This is a genomic window from Arthrobacter sp. MP_M4 (genome assembly GCF_035984855.1).
Taxonomy (GTDB): Bacteria; Actinomycetota; Actinomycetes; order Actinomycetales; family Micrococcaceae; genus Arthrobacter.
This window is the reverse complement of the sequence record NZ_JAXCHX010000001.1, coordinates 89619-107067: the sequence shown is the minus strand read 5'-3', so window position 1 is coordinate 107067 and position 17449 is coordinate 89619. Positions and strand designations below refer to the sequence as shown.

The 17449-nt window shown below is 69.0% G+C and carries 16 protein-coding genes; 7 read left to right on the top strand and 9 right to left on the bottom strand.

Annotated elements, in window-relative coordinates:
- Nucleotides 1-165: 165 nt before the first annotated feature.
- On the bottom strand, nucleotides 166-1494 hold the full coding sequence (locus RCH15_RS00520; protein ID WP_326956973.1) for a TadA family conjugal transfer-associated ATPase: 1329 nt from the start codon (nucleotides 1492-1494) through the stop codon (nucleotides 166-168).
- Nucleotides 1494-2657, bottom strand: coding sequence for a septum site-determining protein Ssd (gene ssd / locus RCH15_RS00515; RefSeq protein WP_326956971.1), 1164 nt, complete (start codon nucleotides 2655-2657; stop codon nucleotides 1494-1496). The genes RCH15_RS00520 and ssd overlap by 1 nt, the downstream gene beginning before the upstream one ends.
- A 125-nt stretch (nucleotides 2658-2782) precedes the next feature.
- Here ssd and RCH15_RS00510 point away from each other — a divergent pair, with 125 nt between their 5' ends.
- A complete protein-coding gene (locus RCH15_RS00510) occupies nucleotides 2783-4504 on the top strand; it encodes a bifunctional 3'-5' exonuclease/DNA polymerase (RefSeq protein WP_326956969.1) in 1722 nt (573 codons plus the stop codon).
- A 28-nt stretch (nucleotides 4505-4532) separates the two neighbouring features.
- Here the strand turns inward: RCH15_RS00510 and RCH15_RS00505 are convergent, their stop codons facing one another.
- The 3 genes from RCH15_RS00505 to RCH15_RS00495 form a co-directional block, all read right to left on the bottom strand.
- Nucleotides 4533-5231, bottom strand: a complete 699-nt coding sequence (locus RCH15_RS00505) for an NUDIX hydrolase (protein ID WP_326956967.1) — start codon at nucleotides 5229-5231, stop codon at nucleotides 4533-4535.
- Nucleotides 5228-5998 (bottom strand): endonuclease III, encoded by a 771-nt coding sequence (gene nth / locus RCH15_RS00500; RefSeq protein ID WP_326957701.1) that lies wholly within the window; start codon nucleotides 5996-5998, stop codon nucleotides 5228-5230. The genes RCH15_RS00505 and nth overlap by 4 nt, the downstream gene beginning before the upstream one ends.
- Nucleotides 5999-6121: 123 nt before the next feature.
- Nucleotides 6122-7396 (bottom strand): hypothetical protein, encoded by a 1275-nt coding sequence (locus RCH15_RS00495; RefSeq protein WP_326956965.1) that lies wholly within the window; start codon nucleotides 7394-7396, stop codon nucleotides 6122-6124.
- Between the two features lie 397 nt (nucleotides 7397-7793).
- Between RCH15_RS00495 and acs the strand changes: the two genes are divergently transcribed.
- From acs to RCH15_RS00470, 5 genes are all read left to right on the top strand, one after another.
- Entirely contained in the window at nucleotides 7794-9824 is a 2031-nt protein-coding gene (acs, locus tag RCH15_RS00490; protein WP_326957699.1) for an acetate--CoA ligase, read from the top strand.
- A 49-nt stretch (nucleotides 9825-9873) separates the two neighbouring features.
- Nucleotides 9874-11115 carry a flavin monoamine oxidase family protein gene (locus tag RCH15_RS00485; protein ID WP_326956963.1) on the top strand — a complete coding sequence of 414 codons (1242 nt, stop codon included), beginning with the start codon at nucleotides 9874-9876 and terminating at the stop codon, nucleotides 11113-11115.
- Nucleotides 11112-11498, top strand: a complete 387-nt coding sequence (locus RCH15_RS00480; RefSeq protein ID WP_326956961.1) for an SRPBCC family protein — start codon at nucleotides 11112-11114, stop codon at nucleotides 11496-11498. Before RCH15_RS00485 ends, RCH15_RS00480 begins: the two co-directional genes overlap by 4 nt.
- Before the next feature lie 105 nt (nucleotides 11499-11603).
- Nucleotides 11604-12077, top strand: a complete 474-nt coding sequence (aroQ, locus tag RCH15_RS00475) for a type II 3-dehydroquinate dehydratase (protein ID WP_326956959.1) — start codon at nucleotides 11604-11606, stop codon at nucleotides 12075-12077.
- 2 nt (nucleotides 12078-12079) lie between these two features.
- Complete coding sequence (locus RCH15_RS00470; protein ID WP_326956957.1) at nucleotides 12080-13132, top strand: DUF2332 domain-containing protein; 1053 nt, start codon at nucleotides 12080-12082, stop codon at nucleotides 13130-13132.
- 4 nt (nucleotides 13133-13136) lie between these two features.
- Here the strand turns inward: RCH15_RS00470 and RCH15_RS00465 are convergent, their stop codons facing one another.
- Nucleotides 13137-14321 (bottom strand): MarP family serine protease, encoded by a 1185-nt coding sequence (locus RCH15_RS00465; protein ID WP_326956955.1) that lies wholly within the window; start codon nucleotides 14319-14321, stop codon nucleotides 13137-13139.
- 205 nt (nucleotides 14322-14526) lie between these two features.
- Between RCH15_RS00465 and RCH15_RS00460 the strand changes: the two genes are divergently transcribed.
- Complete coding sequence (locus tag RCH15_RS00460) at nucleotides 14527-15204, top strand: Crp/Fnr family transcriptional regulator (protein WP_011693220.1); 678 nt, start codon at nucleotides 14527-14529, stop codon at nucleotides 15202-15204.
- Nucleotides 15205-15817: 613 nt separating this feature from the next.
- Here RCH15_RS00460 and RCH15_RS00455 read toward each other — a convergent pair.
- From RCH15_RS00455 to RCH15_RS00445, 3 genes are read right to left on the bottom strand one after another with little or no spacing between them, the layout of a single operon-like run.
- Complete coding sequence (locus RCH15_RS00455) at nucleotides 15818-16729, bottom strand: NUDIX hydrolase (protein ID WP_326956953.1); 912 nt, start codon at nucleotides 16727-16729, stop codon at nucleotides 15818-15820.
- 10 nt (nucleotides 16730-16739) lie between these two features.
- Nucleotides 16740-17261 (bottom strand): RidA family protein, encoded by a 522-nt coding sequence (locus tag RCH15_RS00450; protein WP_326956951.1) that lies wholly within the window; start codon nucleotides 17259-17261, stop codon nucleotides 16740-16742.
- Nucleotides 17262-17263: 2 nt separating this feature from the next.
- Nucleotides 17264-17419 carry a DUF4177 domain-containing protein gene (locus RCH15_RS00445; protein ID WP_159828426.1) on the bottom strand — a complete coding sequence of 52 codons (156 nt, stop codon included), beginning with the start codon at nucleotides 17417-17419 and terminating at the stop codon, nucleotides 17264-17266.
- Nucleotides 17420-17449: the final 30 nt, after the last annotated feature.

The window sequence follows — 17449 nt, the reverse complement described above, 5'->3', positions numbered from 1 at the left end:
CCGGAGGAATCCGTCCAGGCCACCGGTTTCCTCTGCTGCGGGCCGGTGACGAGCCCGCGGCACCTGGCGGGCCGGCAAACGCCGCACGCATCCTGCGGCGAGGATCCCCGGGCGCCGAAAGCGCCAGGACCGCCGCGAAAACCAGAACGCCCAGGAGCGCCTAGGTCATCCCGTGCCCCCGCCCGGGCCCTGGTGCACTGCATCTTCCTGCGGCGGGGCGGATCCCCCGGCGATGATTCCGCCGGGGCCGTCGGGGTCCAGACCCAGGCGGGCCGACAGTTGCGGCCAGGCGGGCCCGCAACGGATGGTGCCTTCGGAAACGTCCACGGCGGAGCCGACCACCAGACCCGCCGCGGTGTCGTCCAGCACCCCCAGGCACGCCACGCTCCTCCCGGCCTTCGTGCGGTCCACGTGGACCACGGCGTCGAGGGCGCTGGCCGCCTGGAGGCGCACCGCATCTTGCGACATGCCCGCCAGCGCCCCCAACGCGGTCAACCGGGCGGGAACATCCGCGGCGGTGTTGGCGTGGATGGTTCCGCCTCCTCCTCGATGGCCGGTATTCATGGCGGCCAGCAATTCGCGTACCTCGGCACCCCGGCACTCCCCAACCACCAAACGGTCCGGCCGCATCCGCAGGGACTGCCGCACGAGTTCACCCAGATCCACCACGCCACCGCCTTCGAGGTTGCCGTGCCGTGCCTCCAGCGACACAACGTGCGGGTGCAGCGGGTTAAGTTCCGAGGCGTCCTCAATCAGGACCAGCCGCTCCCCCGGCGGGCAGAGACCGAGGAGCGTGGCAAGCAGCGTGGTCTTGCCGGACCCGGTGGCACCGCTGATCAGGAAACTCAACCGGCACGCCACCATGCGTTCCAGCACGGTTTGCATGAACGACCCGAACATTCCGTTCCGCCGCAGTTCATCCATGGAGAAGACCCGGTCGCGCCGGATTCTGATGCTCAGGAGTGTCCCCTCCGTGGAGATCGGTGGCAGGACGGCGTGGACCCGATATCCGCCGTCAAGCCGGACGTCAACGCACGGGGAACCGTCGTCCAGGCGCCGCCCGCCCGCAGACACGAGCCGGGCTGCGAGTGCCCGGACCTGCGGCTCGCCGGAGAACTCAACCGCGGCCCGTTCGAGCCCGTTGCCGCGGTCCAGCCAGACCGAACCCGGGCCGTTGACAAAGATGTCGGTGACGGCCGGGTCACGGACCAGCACCTGCAGGGGTCCGAGGCCGTTGAGTTCGGCGCTGATCCCCTCGACGGCGGCGAGCGCGCCGGCGGTCCCCAGCAGCCGCCCGCTCGCTTGCACGGCCGCCGCCACGCGTGACGGCGTCACCGGCCCGGCGTCGGACATCACCGATTCGCGGACAGACTCCAGCAACAGTGCATCGACGGAGGCGCGGCTCCCGTGCCGGTAGCGCGCAGCACCCGCGTTGCCGGCCGCATCCGGGTTGCGGCCGGCATCCGCCGGGCCGGGCGCGGAATGGGCGCTCATCAAGTTGCCCCGGCGCCGAAGTCGAGGACCATGCCGGCGAATAGCCGAACCTTGCGCTGCCGTCCGGTGTCCAGCAGCCGGCCGCGCTCGGTGGCGCCGGGCGCCTGCCGGACATCCGGGAAGACTCCGGCCAGGGGCAATCCGACTGATTCGGCAATCAACTCAGCATCGAGGGCAGCGCCGGGGCTGCTGCGCACCACGAGCACCGTTTCGACCGCGGGCAGGTCTTCCAGAAGCCGGGCCGCCGCCACTGCCGCCCGCAGGAGCGCGGGCACCATGACGATGATCCGGTCACAGTCCCAGGCAAACGTCCGCAGGGCTTCCCGGCACCGGCCAAGATCCATGACCACAAGCTCGAAACCGCGCCGGGCGGCATCCAACACCCCCGCCACGACGGCGCGGTCCACTCCGCCCTGCCGGTCCTTGTGTCCTGGCCAGGACAAGAACGGGAACCCGTCGGCAACCGGCAGGGAATCAGCAAGCTGGCGGGGATCGATCGTGCCCCGGGCGTCGGCCAAATCCGGCCACCGCAGTCCCGGTGTCTCCTCGGCATCGATCGAGAGCTCCAGGCCCCCGCCCCGGGGATCGCCGTCCACGAGCAGGACACTGACGCCCCGCCGTGCGGCGGCATGCGCGACCCACACTGCTGCGGTGCTGGCCCCTGCGCCGCCGCAACCCCCGACGAACCCGAGGACGAATCCTCCCGGTTCGGGCCTGCGGGAGCGGCTGAGGTACTCGGCCAGCCAGGACGCGCCCTCCGGGAGCACGGCGACGCGCTCGGCGCCAACAGCGGCCGCCAGCTGCCACAGGCCGTCGCCGTCCCCGTTGAGGCCGACGAGCACGGCCGGCGCCCGTCCCCGCGGCGGCAGTTCACGGATGTCACTGCCGAGCAGGACCTCCGTGGCGGAGTTCCAGAAAGGTGCCGCCGCCCTGATATCACCCACGGTACGCAGCCGGCTTCCTGTAGCCGCCACGACGCGTTCAACCTCACTGCGGAGCACCTCAAGTCCCGTCACCAGCAACGTCTCCGCGAACTCCGCCGGCAACCACGCCGCGTCACCCGGCGCCGTACCCGCGGCGCCATCGTCCGGTCCAACGCCTCCCCCGGGCGAGGAGCCAGCGCGACGGCCAGCCCCGGAACTCGGTAGCTGATGTCTGCTCATGCGGCCACTCTTCCCGTCCCGCGGCCCCGCCGTAACCTGGGGCCGCAGCTATGTGGACAAGCACGCCGCCATGACGGCTGGAGAAGTGGACGTGGAGCCCCGTCCCGCAGGGCAGAATTGTCCCTATGTACTTGCTGCTCGCCGCCCATGCTGACGGCGCAGTCCTCCAGGCGCTCACCGTGGACGGCTCCCCGGACCCGGCCGCCCCGGACCCGCGGATCGTAAGCGCCGCCGGGCTGGCCGGCGTCGTGCGGGAACTCGAACAGCGACGGCCGCGCTGGATCTGGCACCGGACCCAGGACTGGTATCCGGCGCTGCTGGCTGCCGGGGTGGAATTGGAACGCTGTTACGACCTCACGTTGTGCGGCGCGATTTTGGCGCATTCGGAGTTCACCGCCCACACCGCCTACGCGCAGAACGCGGAGAAACTGACCCAGGACGATGAGTTGCAGCCGCCGCGGGCATTGCAACCGCCTCCTCCGCCGGCTGACCAGGGCGCCTTGTTCGATGATCCCGGGCTGGGCAGGGCGCCCCGCCACAGTCCCGAGGAGCTCCGCGCCGAGTTCGGCGCCCAGCAGGATGCTCTCGCCCACGTGGGCGATGGTGGCGCCGGACAGCCCGGTAACAACCGGAAACAGCGCCTCCAGTTGCTGCTCGCGGCGGAGTCGGCCGGGGCCATGATCGCGGCCGAAATGCAGCACACCGGCGTGCCGTGGCGCGAGGAGCTGCACGAGCAGATCCTTGCGGATTACCTCGGCCCCCGGCCTCCACTGGGCCACCGTCCGGCCAAGCTGGAGGCCCTCACCGCTGAACTGCGGCGGCTGCTGAATTCCCCTGGCCTGAACCCGGACTCCCCGCAGGAGCTCATGCGGGCCCTGCACCGGAACGGCATCGAGGTAAAGTCCACCCGGCAGTGGGAGCTGAAAGAATCCAGCCACCCCGCGATCGAGCCGCTGTTAGCGTTCAAGAAGCTTTCGCGGCTGCACGCCGCCAATGGCTGGGCCTGGCTGGACGCCTGGGTGAAAAACGGCCGGTTCCAGCCCGAGTACGTAGTGGGCGGAGTGGTCTCGGGCCGCTGGGCCTCGCGCGGCGGCGGCGCGCTGCAGATTCCCCGGCAGATCCGGGGCGCCGTTCACGCCGATCCCGGCCATAAACTGATCGTCGCGGACGCCTCCCAGCTCGAACCCCGGGTTCTCGTGGCGCTGGCACAGGATTCCAGGATGGCCGAGGCTGCGCGCGACAAGGACCTGTACGCCGGCATCGCCGCGCAGGGGTTTGGCGGTGACCGCGCCAAGGCCAAGGTAGCTCTTCTCGGGGCGATTTACGGAGCCACCACCGGCGAATCCGGGCGCCTGATGCCACAGTTGACGCGCACTTACCCGCGGGCCGTGGGCTTCGTGGAGCAGGCAGCCCGCGAGGGCGAAGCCGGCCGGACAGTCACGTCGCGGCTCGGCCGGAGCAGCCCGCCGCCATCCGAACGCTGGCTGCAAAGCCAGCAGTCCGCCAGTGCCGAGGAACAGCGCCGGGCCGATTCGATCGCCCGCTCGCGGGGCCGGTTCACCCGCAACTTCGTGGTCCAGGGTTCCGCCGCGGACTGGGCGGCCTGCTGGCTGGCGGAACTGCGACGCCGGCTCCGTGGCATGCGTGCCGGCGGCGGACCCGCCGGGGAACTGGTGTTCTTCCTGCATGACGAAGTCATGATCCACTGCCCTGAGGCCGCGGTGGCCGACTGCATTCGGGCCGTCGAAGAAGCGGCAAACGTGGCCAAGGAATTGCTGTTTGGCCAGATTCCGGTCGAGTTTCCGGTCAGCGTCGCCGTCGTGGACTCCTACGACAACGCCAAGTAACCGGGCGGGACCGCCCGGCGGACCGGGCTCAGCCGGGCAGCCTGCTCCAGGCATCGACGCTCAGCAAACACGACCGGTCCCACGGAACCGCCCACCCCAGCTGATCGAACAACTGGTTGAGGATCATTCCTGTGAAGCCCCAAACCACCACGTCTTTGACCGTAAACGCCGGACTCAGGAACGTCTGGCCCGCGCGGGTCACGGTGGCCATCACCCGGTTATCCGGATCCAGCAGATCCCGGACCGGCACCCGGAAGACCTGCGCGGACTCGCCATAGTCCACCACCCGAACGGGCGATTGGGACGCCCACCAGCCCAGGACCGGGGTCACCAGGAAGTTCCCCCGGGGAAGGGCCAGTTCCGGCATGACGCCGAGGACTTCGACGCCGGCCGGGTCCAGCCCGGTTTCCTCCTCGGCCTCGCGCAGCGCGGCCTCAATGACGGATTCGTCCGGGTCGATGCCACCGCCCGGAAAAGCGACCTGCCCCGGATGGTCATCCAGGGTCTGGGCGCGCTGCAGCAGGAGAACATCCAGGTCGGCCGGGGCGAGCTGCTTGACCGACGTCGCCGGAACGTCATCCAGCGAGCCGAAGAGCATCAGCACGGCCGCGCGGCGGACCCGTTCACCGGGTTCTACGGCGAGTTTTTGCCAGCGCGGATCCGGCGGCGGGGCCGTTCCTGCCTCAACCGCGGATACCAGGTCGATGAGGTCCTGCCGGGCGGTCACAGCGGCTTCCTTTGGGATTCCATCCGGATTTCCGCGGCACGGTGCGTCTCGGCGAGCAGCTTTGACAGCAGCTCCTCCTGCCCCGGTGCGAGTTCGTATTTAAGCAGCGTCCTGGCCTTTTCCGGGTCCGTCTCGCCCATCCCGTAGCTTGGGCACCAATTGGCGACGGCGCAGGCCCCGCAGGCGGGTTTGCGGGAGTGGCACACGCGGCGGCCGTGGAACACCACGCGGTGCGAGAGCATGGTCCAATCGCGGGGCTCGAACAGTTCCGCGACGTCGAACTCGATCCGCACCGGGTCTTCGGAGGCGGTCCAGCCGAACCGGCGGGCGAGCCGGCCGAAGTGGGTATCCACCGTGATCCCGGGAACCCCGAATGCGTTGCCCAAGACCACGTTCGCGGTCTTCCGCCCGACGCCGGGCAACGTCACCAGGTCCTCCAGCCGGCCGGGCACCACGCCGTCGTACTCGTCTACGAGGCGGGTGCACAGCGCCAGGAGGTTCCGGGATTTGGCCCGGAAGAACCCTGTGGATTTGATGATGGACTCCAGCTCAGCCGCGTCCGCCTCAGCCATGCTCCGCGCGTCGGGGAACCGGGAAAACAACAACGGCGTGATCTGATTGACGGTTACATCTGTGGTCTGCGCCGACAGCACTGTCGCCACCACCAGCTCGAACGGGTTGCGGAAGTCGAGCTCGGCATGGGCGTAGGGGTACTGCTCCCCGAGCGCCCGGTTGATCCGGCGGGCACGGCGCTTCAGTGCCAGCAGGGACTCGGCCGCCGGCCCGCGGCCGCTGCCATCGGGGCCGGCAGCTTTCGTGCCGGCGGTCTTGGCGCCGGGCACGGCACTGTCCGGGCCCGGAGTGCTGGACTCAGTGGCCACTGCTACCGGCTAGCCGCGCTCGATGTTGCTGAGGTCGCGGAGCACGCCAACCCGGCCGTCGGTGTGCTGGACCAGGAATTCGTGTCCCCGGTCCTCCAAAGCGAGCACCCATCCGCCCGGTTCGACCACGAAGGCCGGCGTTCCGGTGCGTTCGTCCATAGCCGTGCGCGGCTGGGCGACAGCGAACCAGAAGGCCTCATGGGCGGGCTGTCCGGCAAGGTCCTCGGGGCGGCTTGCCGGATCGACGGTCGCACCGATGGGTTCCTCCTGGCGGACCCGGGGATTCACCGTGGTGGGGGCGCTGCCGGACGCTGCCGGCACACCCGAGGCGCGGGTTTCCTCAGCGGCGGCGCGGGCCCGGACATCCGGGCCCTCCCCGCCCGTGGCGGCGTTCGCGGCAGGCGGCACGACGGCGGCAGTGGTCCGCTCGCCGGAGGCCGGCGTCTCCGGTGCGGACGCGCCCGGCACGGCGCCGGACGTCCGGGGCTCCGTGGAGCTCACCACCGGTGCGGGGGCGGGTTCCTGTGCTGTCGATCCGTGAGCCGGCGGCGCCGCGGCTGCGCCGGCGGCGCCCGCCCCGGTCCCGGCAGTGGACGCGCCGCCGGACGTCATCCGCTTGGCCCAGCCGGCGACGGCGTTTGGGCCGGCCGCTTTGGGCGGCGTTCCGTCCGCGGCTTGCGCCGGCGCCTTGGGGGCCCGGGGTTTGCGGACGGGGACCGCTGATTCGCGGGCCACAACGTGGGCCGGCACTTCGGCGCGGCCCAGGAAATCTCCCGCGAACACGGGAATGAAACGGCCAAGCACGGTGGCCGCGAACAGTCCGAGGGCGCCGACCAGGCCAAGGAGCATGCTGGAAACATACGCACCCGCGACGGCGAGGAAGAAGAACCCGACAGCAAAAGATGCCACCACGGAACCAAACTGGTCCACCGACAGGGAGCCGATCCGGATCCGCGTTCCCGGGCTGACGCGGCGAGCCACGAACAGGGCCACCACGATCACCGGCAGCAGGATCCCCAAGCCCAGGAAAAACAGGCTTCCCAGGTTCCACAGGTTGTAGCCCACGCCGAACATCGGGATCAGGGAGGCGACGAAAAGAATCAGCGTGGAACCGAAAACAGTGACGTCGCGGATGGTGAACGGCCCAAGGATGGCCTCGTTCTTCCTGCCGGCTGCCTTGTCCACCGTGGAGCGGGGCCCTTCTCCGGAGCTGGCGGACCGGTCCGCGCTGCCGTCTTGGCCTGGGGCGGCCGGCTTCAGCTGGCCGTTGGTTTGCTCGTTCATTCGGTTCTCCTTAGCATGGCGGCACTCTGGACAGCGCCGTCTAACGGCAGGCCGAGCAGGGACCATCATCAGCCCCGTCGCCTCCATCGGATGTCACAACTTCATCTCAGCCTAGTCAAGTGGGTGGCCGATCACTAGCTGACAAGCCGGGCGCGCGGGCTCAGGATTACGCCCCCGCGGAGGTCAGCCGCCGCCATTCGGCGCTTAACAAACACCGCTCACGGCCCGCCATGTGACCCCGCACACGCCGGCAACCGTTCAAGCGTTAGTGTGTATTTCGGAACAGCTCTTGCGGGACGCCCGCGACCAGCCCATGCCCGATGCCGCGCAAGCGGCGCGGCTGTGCGGCGGTCCGGGGATGCCGCACAGCAAGGATCGATGAATGATGAGGTTCACCATGTCCCAGCAGACCCCCGGATCCACGACCACGCAGGCGCCCAACGGCGACGCCTTCGAAAACCTGTCGCAGGAGAACCGAAAATTTGCCCCCTCCCCCGAGTTTGCCGCCAACGCGGTGGTCACGGCCGCGGACTACGCCGAGGCCGACGCCGACCGGCCCGCGTTCTGGGCGAAGCAGGCCCACGAGCTGCTGACCTGGAGCAAGGACTTCAGCCAGGCCCTGGATTGGTCCAACCCTCCGTTTGCGAAGTGGTTTGTCGGAGGCGAAGTCAACGCCGCGTACAACGCCCTGGACCGCCACGTCGAAGCCGGCCATGGGGACCGGGTAGCGATTTACTTCGAGGGCGAACCCGGCGACACCCGCACCTACACCTACGCCCAGCTCACCGACGAGGTGAAGAAGGCCGCCAACGCCTTCGAGTCCCTCGGCGTCGCCAAGGGCGACCGCGTCGCGGTGTACCTGCCCATGATTCCCGAGGCCGTCATCACGCTGCTGGCGTGCGCCCGGATCGGCGCCATCCATTCGGTGGTTTTCGGTGGTTTCTCCGCCGAGGCGCTCCGTTCGCGGATAGATGACGCCGAGGCCAAGCTCGTCGTCACCGCGGACGGCACCTACCGCCGCGGCAAGCCCAGCGCACTCAAGCCCGCCGTCGACGAGGCACTCGCCCACGAGGGAGATGGTGACGGCCACACCGTGCAGAACGTCGTCGTCGTTAAGCGCAACGGCCAGGACGTGGACTGGCATGACGGCCGGGACCACTGGTGGGACGACACCGTCGGGGCCGCCTCCACCGAACACACCGCGGTGGGCCACGACGCCGAACACCCGCTCTTCATCCTCTACACCTCAGGCACCACGGGTAAACCCAAGGGCATCCTGCACACCACCGGCGGTTACCTCACCCAGGTCGCCTACACGCACAAGGCCGTCTTCGACCTCAAGCCCGATACCGACGTCTACTGGTGCACGGCCGACGTCGGCTGGATCACCGGGCACTCCTACGTCGCCTACGCCCCGCTCCTCAACGGCGCCACCCAGGTCATCTACGAGGGCACGCCGGACTCCCCGCACCAGGGCCGCTGGTGGGAGATCGTGGAGAAATACCGGGTGTCCATCCTCTACACGGCTCCCACCGCCATCCGGACCTTCATGAAGTGGGGCAAGGAAATTCCGGCGAAATCGGACCTCTCCTCGATCCGGGTCCTGGGCTCCGTTGGCGAACCCATCAACCCCGAGGCGTGGATGTGGTACCGCGAGGTCATTGGCGGCAACGCCGGCAAGAACGGCGAACGGAAGGAAACACCGGCCCCGATCGTGGACACCTGGTGGCAGACCGAAACGGGCGCGCAGATGATTGCCCCGCTGCCCGGGGTCACGGCCACCAAGCCCGGCTCCGCCCAGGTACCCCTGCCCGGCATCGCCGTGGACGTCGTGGATGAGGCCGGCGAGTCCGTGCCCAACGGTTCGGGCGGCTACCTCGTGATCCGCGAACCCTGGCCGGCCATGCTGCGCGGCATCTGGGGTGACCCGGAACGCTTCAAGGAAACCTACTGGTCGCGTTTTGAGACCATGTACTTCGCCGGCGACGGCGCCAAGAAGGACGAGGACGGCGACATCTGGCTGCTCGGCCGGGTGGATGACGTGATGAACATTTCCGGCCACCGGCTCTCCACCGCGGAGATCGAGTCGGCGCTGGTCAGCCACCCGGCCGTGGCGGAGGCCGCCGTCGTCGGCGCAGCGGACGAGACGACCGGGCAGTCGGTGGTGGCCTTCGTCATCCTGCGCGGGGACGCCGTGGACACCGGGGACGCGATCGTGCAGGAACTGCGGAACCACGTCAGCAAGGAGATCGGGCCGATCGCGAAGCCCAAGACCATCTTGGTGGTGCCCGAACTGCCCAAGACCCGCTCCGGCAAGATCATGCGCCGCCTGCTCAAGGACGTTGCGGAAGGACGCGAGGTGGGCGACGCCACCACCCTGGCCGACAACACGGTGATGGCCCAGATCGCGCACTCGCTGCGAAAGTGAGCGGCCCGGTCCAGGCGGTGCGGACTGTCCGGCCCGGGCCGGGGCGGACATGACAGAGTCGTGTGACGTGCTCGTGGTCGGCGCCGGCCTCGCCGGGTTGCAATGTGCCCGGGAGCTGCAGGCCGCCGGCCGCGATGTGCGGGTCTGGGAAGCCTCCGATGACGTCGGAGGCAGAATACGCTCGGACCGGGTCGACGGCTTCCTCGTGGACCGCGGCTTCCAGGTGCTGAATCCTGCCTACCCGGCGGTCCGCCAGTGGGTGGACGTCGAGGCATTGGCGCTGCAGGCTTTCGGTGCCGGCATCCGGGTCCGACGGCAGGATTCGCTGGCCGTGCTGGCCCATCCGCTGCGCGAACCTCGCATGATCCTGCCGACCCTGCGCAGCGGAATGCTGACCCCCCGAGCCGTGGCGGGGTTGCTGCGGTGGGCGGGCCCGGCATTTGCCAGCTCACGCCGGAAGCCCGGCCACGACGTGTCCTTGCGTAAGGCCCTGGACCGGGCCGGCTGCTCGGGCGGACTCCGCCGGGCAGTGGACCAATTCCTCGCCGGTGTCCTGCTGGAAGATGAGGGCAGCACCTCAAACGATTTTGCGCTGCAACTGGTGCGGGTCTTCGCGACCGGGGTGCCGGGATTGCCGCGCGACGGCATGCAGGCCCTCCCCCGGCAGCTGGCAGGCAGCCTGCACACCCCGGTCCAAACCTCTACCCGCGCGGTCTCCATGACCGCGGACGGTGCGGGGGTCCGGGTCACCGCAACGAATGCCGTGGTCCGGGCCCGCCACGTGGTGCTCGCCGCGGACCCGCACGGGGCCGCCGAATTGCAGGGCGAGGACATTCCGGCCATGAAAGGGGTGCTGACGCACTGGTTCGCGGCGGATGCCGCACCGAGCGATGCCGACATGATCTGTGTGGATGGCCGCAGCGTTCCTGGCGGCCCGCTCGTCAACGCCGCTGTCATTTCCAACGCGGCACCGAGCTACGCTCCCGCCGGCCGGCACCTGATCCAGACGTCAGCGCTGTTCGGCCGGGGCCGGGCGGTTCCGTCCGAAGATGACGTCCGCCGCCATGCCGGGGAAATTTTCGGGTCTTCCCCGGCAGGCTGGGAGCTGGTGGCGCGGCACGAGATTCCGCACGCCCTGCCCCTGCAGCCGCCACCCCTGCGGTCCCGCGGGCCGGTGGACGGCCCGTCCGGACTGGTGTTCTGCGGCGACTACCGGGACACGGCCTCCATCCAGGGCGCCCTGGCCAGCGGCCACCGCGCTGCGTTGTCTGTTCTCGGCCGGCCGCGGTGACATGGTCCGTGTCGCGCCGGGTCCCCGCGTCCGCAGAGGACGTGTGGGCGCTGCTCACCGACACCGGGCAGTGGCCCGCCTGGGGGCCGTCCGTCACCGGTGTGGAGCCCGCCCGGGCCGGCGCGCCGCCGGCGCCGCTCGGGCTCGGCAGCCGCGGAAAGGTCCGCACTATTTTGGGGGTGGCGCTGCCCTACACCGTCACGGCGTTTGCGCCCGGACGGTCCTGGTCGTGGCGGGTGGCGGGAATTCCGGCCACCGGGCACCGCGTCGTCCCGCAGGACCGCGGCTGCCTCGTCACGTTCACAGTGCCCTGGTGGGCGGCGGCGTACCTGCCGGTCTGCGCCGCGGCGTTGCGCCGGATTGAGCGGCTCGCAGCGCCCTAGTGACCTTCCTGCTTGCCGGACGTTCTGCGCTGCACGCTGCCTTACGGGGTACTTTTCCGTGACCAATCCACACCCGTGCCGGCACAACGCGATACATTGGCAGGCATGAGCGAAGCCCCCTCCGACGGCGCCGGCCGCGGCCTGATCCTGGTCCTAAACGGGCCCAACCTGAACCTGCTCGGCACCCGCGAACCCGAGAAATACGGCACGGCGACCCTGGCCGACGTCGAACAGCTCGCCCGTGACGCCGCCGCGGCCCATGGCCTCGACGTCGAGTGCTTTCAATCGAACCACGAGGGTGGACTCGTGGACGCCATCCACGCAGCCCGTGGCAAGGCCATCGGCATCGTCATCAACGCCGGCGCCTACACCCACACCTCGGTGGCCATCCGCGACGCCATTTCCGCGGTGCAACTGCCCGCCGTCGAGGTCCACCTCACGAACGTCCACGCCCGCGAGGAGTTCCGGCACCATTCCTATCTCTCGGCCGTCAGCAAGGCAGTGATCGCGGGGGCCGGCATCCTGGGCTACCGGTTCGCCGTCGAGTACCTCGCCGGGCTGCGGGCCGGCCGGGACTGAGCATGCCCACCGGTGCTCCCGGGGGCGGCGAAGCTGGCAGTGCCGGCTCCGCAACGGCGGAGTGGTACCGGCGTTTCGGCTCGGTGGACGCGCCCGGCAACTCCGCGTGCTACGCCGAGTGGTCGGTGCGCATAGCGGATGACCCGGAGCTGATCCGGCGGATCGACGAATGGCCGTACAACAAGCGCCAGCCCCTGCTGATGCTCGCCGCGGCCCGGTTCCTGGGCGCGAGCATCAGCCCCTACCCGGAGTTCAGGGCGTTCCTCGACGGCCGCTGGGAGGATATTTCACGGATTGTCCTCAGCCGCGCCACCCAGACCAATGAGGCCGGACGGTGCGCCACGCTGCTGCCTTCCCTGGCACGGATCGCCAGCGACGGCGGTCGCCCGCTGGCGCTCATCGAGGTCGGAGCCTCAGCCGGCCTCGCCCTGTTCCCGGACTGCTACGGCTATGAGTACATCATGGGCGGCCAGGTTGCCCGGCTGACCCCGGCCGGAGCCGTTCCCGGCAATTATCCGGTCCTGGGCTGCACCGTCTCCGGCCCCGCCCCGCTGCCGGCGGAACTCCCGGAGGTTCTCTGGCGTGCCGGCATCGATCTGAACCCCCTGGACGTCCGGGACCCCGACGACGTCGCGTGGCTGGAAGCGCTGATCTGGCCGGAACAGGACTTCCGGCGCGAGCGGCTGCGCCGGGCGGTCGCGATCGCGCAGCACGCCCCTCCCCTGCTGGTGGCCGGGGACCTCAACGACCAGCTCCTCGCCCTGGCCGCCCGGGCGCCGTCGGACGCCACCTTGGTGGTCTTCCACAGCGCCGTGCTCGCCTACCTGGATGCGGACGCCCGCGACCGGTTCCGCAGCACCATGGCGCGGCTCGCCGTCGAACGCGGCTGCCACTGGCTCTCCAACGAAGGGCACACGGTGATCATCCAGGCGGACGGCTCCAGCGTGGTCCCCGAGATGGACGAGTCCCGGCTCCGCGGCCGGTTCCTGCTGCTGCACAACGGCAGTCCGGTGGCGATCACCGGCCCGCACGGGCAGAGCCTGGAATGGCTTTAGCGGCCTACTTCTGGATGCACTGACCGGGGGACACCGCGTTGCCGAGTTCCGGAGCCCGGGCCGCTACCGGCTCCAGATCGGCCATGGTTATGGCATAGCCGACCGACGTTTCGCCTGTGGCCTTGGCGAAGACGACGCCGGCCACCCGGCCCTCGGAGGTCAGCAGCGGCCCACCCGAGTTGCCCGGCTGGACATCGCCGGCAAGCCGATAGACGTCCTCGGCAGCGGGGTTGTTGCCGTAGATGTCCGGGACCAGGACGCTCGTGATGTCCTGCACGGTGGCAGGCTTTGACTGGAACGGACCGCCATGGGGATAGCCGGCAAAAGCGGCCGGGCTGCCAGCCGGCAGGTCCGGGCTCAGCGGCAGCGGCGCGGACCGTAAGCCGTCCACGGCAACGACGGCGAGGTCGTGCTGCGCGTCAAAATACACCACGCGCCCGGGCAGGGCGCCGCCGCCGGGGATCTGCACCACGGGTTCCGGCACCCCGGCCACCACATGGGCGTTCGTCACCACCCGTCCCGGAGCAACGACGAACCCGGTTCCGGTCTGGTTCTGGCCGCACTGGTACGCGGTGCCAGCGATCTTCAGGACCGAGGCTGCGGCGTTGTTCAGCGCCGGGGTGTCCGTGCTGGTGTCCGGGACCACGGCGGGCTGGCCTTGTCCGATGCCCTCGAAGATCGTGGGGATCCCCTCACCGATCACGGCCGAGCGAAGTTGTGCCATGGACGTCTTCACCGGGACCGGGGTCACGCCGTCGATGAAGCGGATCACCTTGGACTCGGCGAGCGGCTGGGCAACGAAGGGAACGCCGAGCGCGCCGACGCTGAAGGCCAGCATGGACATGACCAGGGCAGCGACCACCACGTTGACGCCGCCGCCGGCTAGCCGGTCCACGGACCGCAGCGGGCTGATCCGGACCACGTTGCGGATGCTGCGGCCGATGGCGGTGCCCAGAGCGTGGCCCACGGCCATCAGCAACACAGCCGTGGCGATGATGGCTGTGAGGCGCCAGCCGCTGTCCTCCACCAGCCCGCTGACGATTGGGACGGAGACAAACGCTGCCACGGCGCCCGCCGCGAACCCGGCGATGCCGCCAACTGTGACGAGGAAGCCGTTGCGCAGGCCGTGGAACAGGTAGGACAGCAAGGTCAGAATCAACACGAGGTCCAGGATGGTCAAGCCGAACACCGAGGCTCCTTACAGGCAGGTAAGCCACAATTCTACCGGCGCGGGCTGGGAATTCCCCCGGGCCGGGGAGGGGGCCGGGACAGCGGACGACGCCGCTCCGGACGCGACGTTTCGAACGTCTCAGTGCCAAGTACGTCACAGATGCGCCAAACTTCTGAAACAATGGCTGAAGCGCCCCAGCCGACACAGTTAGTCAGGAGATTTTATGGATATCGAGGTATTGCGCCGCGCACCCCTGTTCGCCACGCTCGACGACGAGGCGTTCCGTTTGCTGACGGACGAACTCACCGAGGTGGACCTCTCACGCGGAGCCTCGGTATTCCGGGAAGGCGACCAGGGCGATCAGCTGTATTTCATCGTTTCCGGCAAGGTCAAGCTCGGCCGCACCTCCCCGGACGGCCGCGAGTCCTTGCTCGCCATCCTCGGCCCCGGCGAGCTGTTCGGCGAAATGGCACTGTTCGATCCGAGCCCGCGCACCGCGACGGCCACTGCCGTCTCGGAAACACGGCTGGCCGGGCTGAAGAATGAGAGCCTGAACGCCCTGCTGCGCACCCGACCGGAAGTCTCGGCACAGCTGCTGCAGGCTCTGGCGCGGCGCCTGCGCCGCACCAACGACTCTTTGTCCGACCTTGTTTTCTCTGACGTTCCGGGCCGCGTCGCCAAGGCCCTGCTGGACCTGGCGGACCGCTTCGGCCGTCCCGCCACCGACGGCGTCCTGGTGGCCCACGAGCTCACCCAGGAGGAACTGGCGCAACTGGTGGGCGCATCCCGCGAGACCGTCAACAAGGCGCTCGCGGAATTCGTGCAGCGCGGCTGGCTGCGGCTGGAGGCACGCGCGGTCGTCATTCTCGACATGCAGCGCCTCCGCCAGCGCTCCCGCTAAGCCTGTCTGGCAGCACCCCGTAGGCCGGCCCGTAAAAAACGGAGCCGGCCTACGGCGATTAATCCGGCGGGGACATGCCCGTTCCTGCCTACCTGGCCTCGACATGCCCATTCCAGCCAATGAACTGGTCCCCGAAAGTTGGACTGAGAATCTCAGTTCTGACTTTCAGGGATCAGTTCACAACCACCGGTGGACATGCCCATCCCTGGCACTCCGCCCTGAAGCACATGCCCGTTCCTGGCGGCAACAGATGGACATAATGCCGCTATGTCCACTGGTGCGGGCCAACGGAGGGCATGTCCGGTGGGTAGGTGGTCTGCGCGGAGGACATGGTCAACGCTGCAACGCACGAGAGGACATGCCCGGCGTCGGAGTCAACGATCGGACATGCCCATTCTTCGAAGGCACGAGAGGACATGCCCGGTCCCGGCGGCAACAAATGGACATGATGTCACTATGTCCAAGGGTGCGGGCCAGCGGAGGGCATGTCCGATAGGGCACACGGCCCCATGCGCCGCGCGTCAGCACACCGGCTCGTCAGTCAGGGCACCGGCGCGTCAGCACACCGGCGCGTCAGTCAGGGCAGCGTCGCGTCAGTCAGGGCAGCGTCGCGTCAGCGTTCGCGCTGGGGATCTCCGGCGACGGTCTTGGCCGCCTCGACCTCGAGCAGGAGCCGGCCGTCTTCTTCGACCAGCTTCGGCTGGTACACATGGGCTTTGCGTTTGTAACTGAGGTAGGCAATGCAACCATTCGCGGACGCCATCTTCTCGAGCATAATCTCCGAACCGGGCACCAGAAGCTGACCGAGCGTCCGGCCAACGGTGTTCTCCTGGCCCACCTCATCGCCCAGCGCAGGGGTGTCCCTCCCGTCGACGACCTTGCGGACGCAAACCCACCGGCCCCAGACGCCTTTGCTGGCCAGCAACGAGGGCTGCTGGTTGACGGGCACTGTCGCCGCGAAATAGCGGGTATTGAACCGCCGGTGCGCGAAGTCGGGGCTGAGCCAGTTAACAAGGGGCTTGAGCAGATCGGTCCGGACCGACAGCCCCCGTTTCGCGAGCACCTCGGTGAAAGTCTTTTCCTGGTCCGCCACCGCCACCCGGGCCCGCATCCACTCGGCCTTGGAGGTCGCCTCCACCGTGCTGGACAAGTCCGTTCCGGCCAGCAGGATGCCGGTTTCCTCGAACAATTCACGGATGGCGCCCACCACATGGCGGCGCGCCAGCCCGACGTCGGCGGTGCCCATGTGCTCTGCCCAATACTGCGGCGACGGGCCCAGCCAGCCGACGGCGTCGTCGTCGGACGCCTCCAGCGACCCGCCGGGAAACGCGAGAACGCCCAGGGGTGACGACCCGGGCCGGTATCCCAACCAGGTCTCCAGGCCGGTAGGCGAATCCCGCAACAACACCACAGAGGACGCGAAACGGGGCGCGCGGGGGGTCCGCTCGCCGTGATCAAGCCAGCTGCGGGCGGCCCCTTCAAGATCCGGGGGAAGGGCGAACAGGCGTCGGGCTAACTGAGGCAAGGGAACAGACCTAGGCGAATTCAGCGATCAGTTCGACTTCAACCGGGGAGTCGAGAGGGAGGACGGACACGCCGACGGCGGACCGTGCGTGCTGGCCGGCGTCGCCGAGGACTTTGCCGAGCAGTTCGGAGGCCCCGTTGATCACAGCGGGCTGGCCGGTGAAAGACGGATCGGAGGACACGAAACCAACAACTTTGACGATCCTCGTGATCCGGTCGAGATCCCCAATCACGCTCTTGACGGCGGCCAGGGCGTTGACAGCACACACGGCTGCGTACTGCCGGGCAGCTTCGGGCGAGACAGTGGCCTCGTCCGTAGCACCCTCGGTGCCGGCGGAGACCTTGCCGGTCGCCTCCAGCTTGCCGTTCACGAACGGCAATTGGCCGGATGTGTAGACATGGTTGCCGGAGATCACGGCGGGGACGTAGGCGGCCACCGGCGCAGCAACGTCGGGCAGCGCCAGGCCCAGTTCGGCAAGGCGCTGCTCGACGGCGGACGCCGCGCCGGATGCGGCGGGGGCGGGTGTGCTCATGGCTACTGCTTCTCCCTCTTCAGGTAAGCAACCAGGCCGTTTCCGTCGGGGCCCGTCACCACCTGGACAAGCTCCCAGCCGTCGTCACCCCACTGGTCCAAAATCTGCTTCGTGGCGTGAATAATGAGCGGAATCGTTGCGTACTCCCATTTGGTCATGAGCTAAAGCCTAGTCCTTGCCGCTAAAGT

Excerpts from the sequence above, each read along its gene's own strand:
- RCH15_RS00520 (WP_326956973.1), bottom strand. The coding sequence starts at position 1,494 with ATGAGCGCCCATTCCGCGCCCGGCCCGGCGGATGCCGGCCGCAACCCG.
- ssd (WP_326956971.1), bottom strand. The coding sequence starts at position 2,657 with ATGAGCAGACATCAGCTACCGAGTTCCGGGGCTGGCCGTCGCGCTGGC.
- RCH15_RS00510 (WP_326956969.1), top strand. The coding sequence starts at position 2,783 with ATGTACTTGCTGCTCGCCGCCCATGCTGACGGCGCAGTCCTCCAGGCG.
- RCH15_RS00495 (WP_326956965.1), bottom strand. The coding sequence starts at position 7,396 with ATGAACGAGCAAACCAACGGCCAGCTGAAGCCGGCCGCCCCAGGCCAA.
- acs (WP_326957699.1), top strand. The coding sequence starts at position 7,794 with ATGTCCCAGCAGACCCCCGGATCCACGACCACGCAGGCGCCCAACGGC.
- RCH15_RS00485 (WP_326956963.1), top strand. The coding sequence starts at position 9,874 with ATGACAGAGTCGTGTGACGTGCTCGTGGTCGGCGCCGGCCTCGCCGGG.
- aroQ (WP_326956959.1), top strand. The coding sequence starts at position 11,604 with ATGAGCGAAGCCCCCTCCGACGGCGCCGGCCGCGGCCTGATCCTGGTC.
- RCH15_RS00470 (WP_326956957.1), top strand. The coding sequence starts at position 12,080 with ATGCCCACCGGTGCTCCCGGGGGCGGCGAAGCTGGCAGTGCCGGCTCC.
- RCH15_RS00460 (WP_011693220.1), top strand. The coding sequence starts at position 14,527 with ATGGATATCGAGGTATTGCGCCGCGCACCCCTGTTCGCCACGCTCGAC.
- RCH15_RS00450 (WP_326956951.1), bottom strand. The coding sequence starts at position 17,261 with ATGAGCACACCCGCCCCCGCCGCATCCGGCGCGGCGTCCGCCGTCGAG.
- RCH15_RS00445 (WP_159828426.1), bottom strand. The coding sequence starts at position 17,419 with ATGACCAAATGGGAGTACGCAACGATTCCGCTCATTATTCACGCCACG.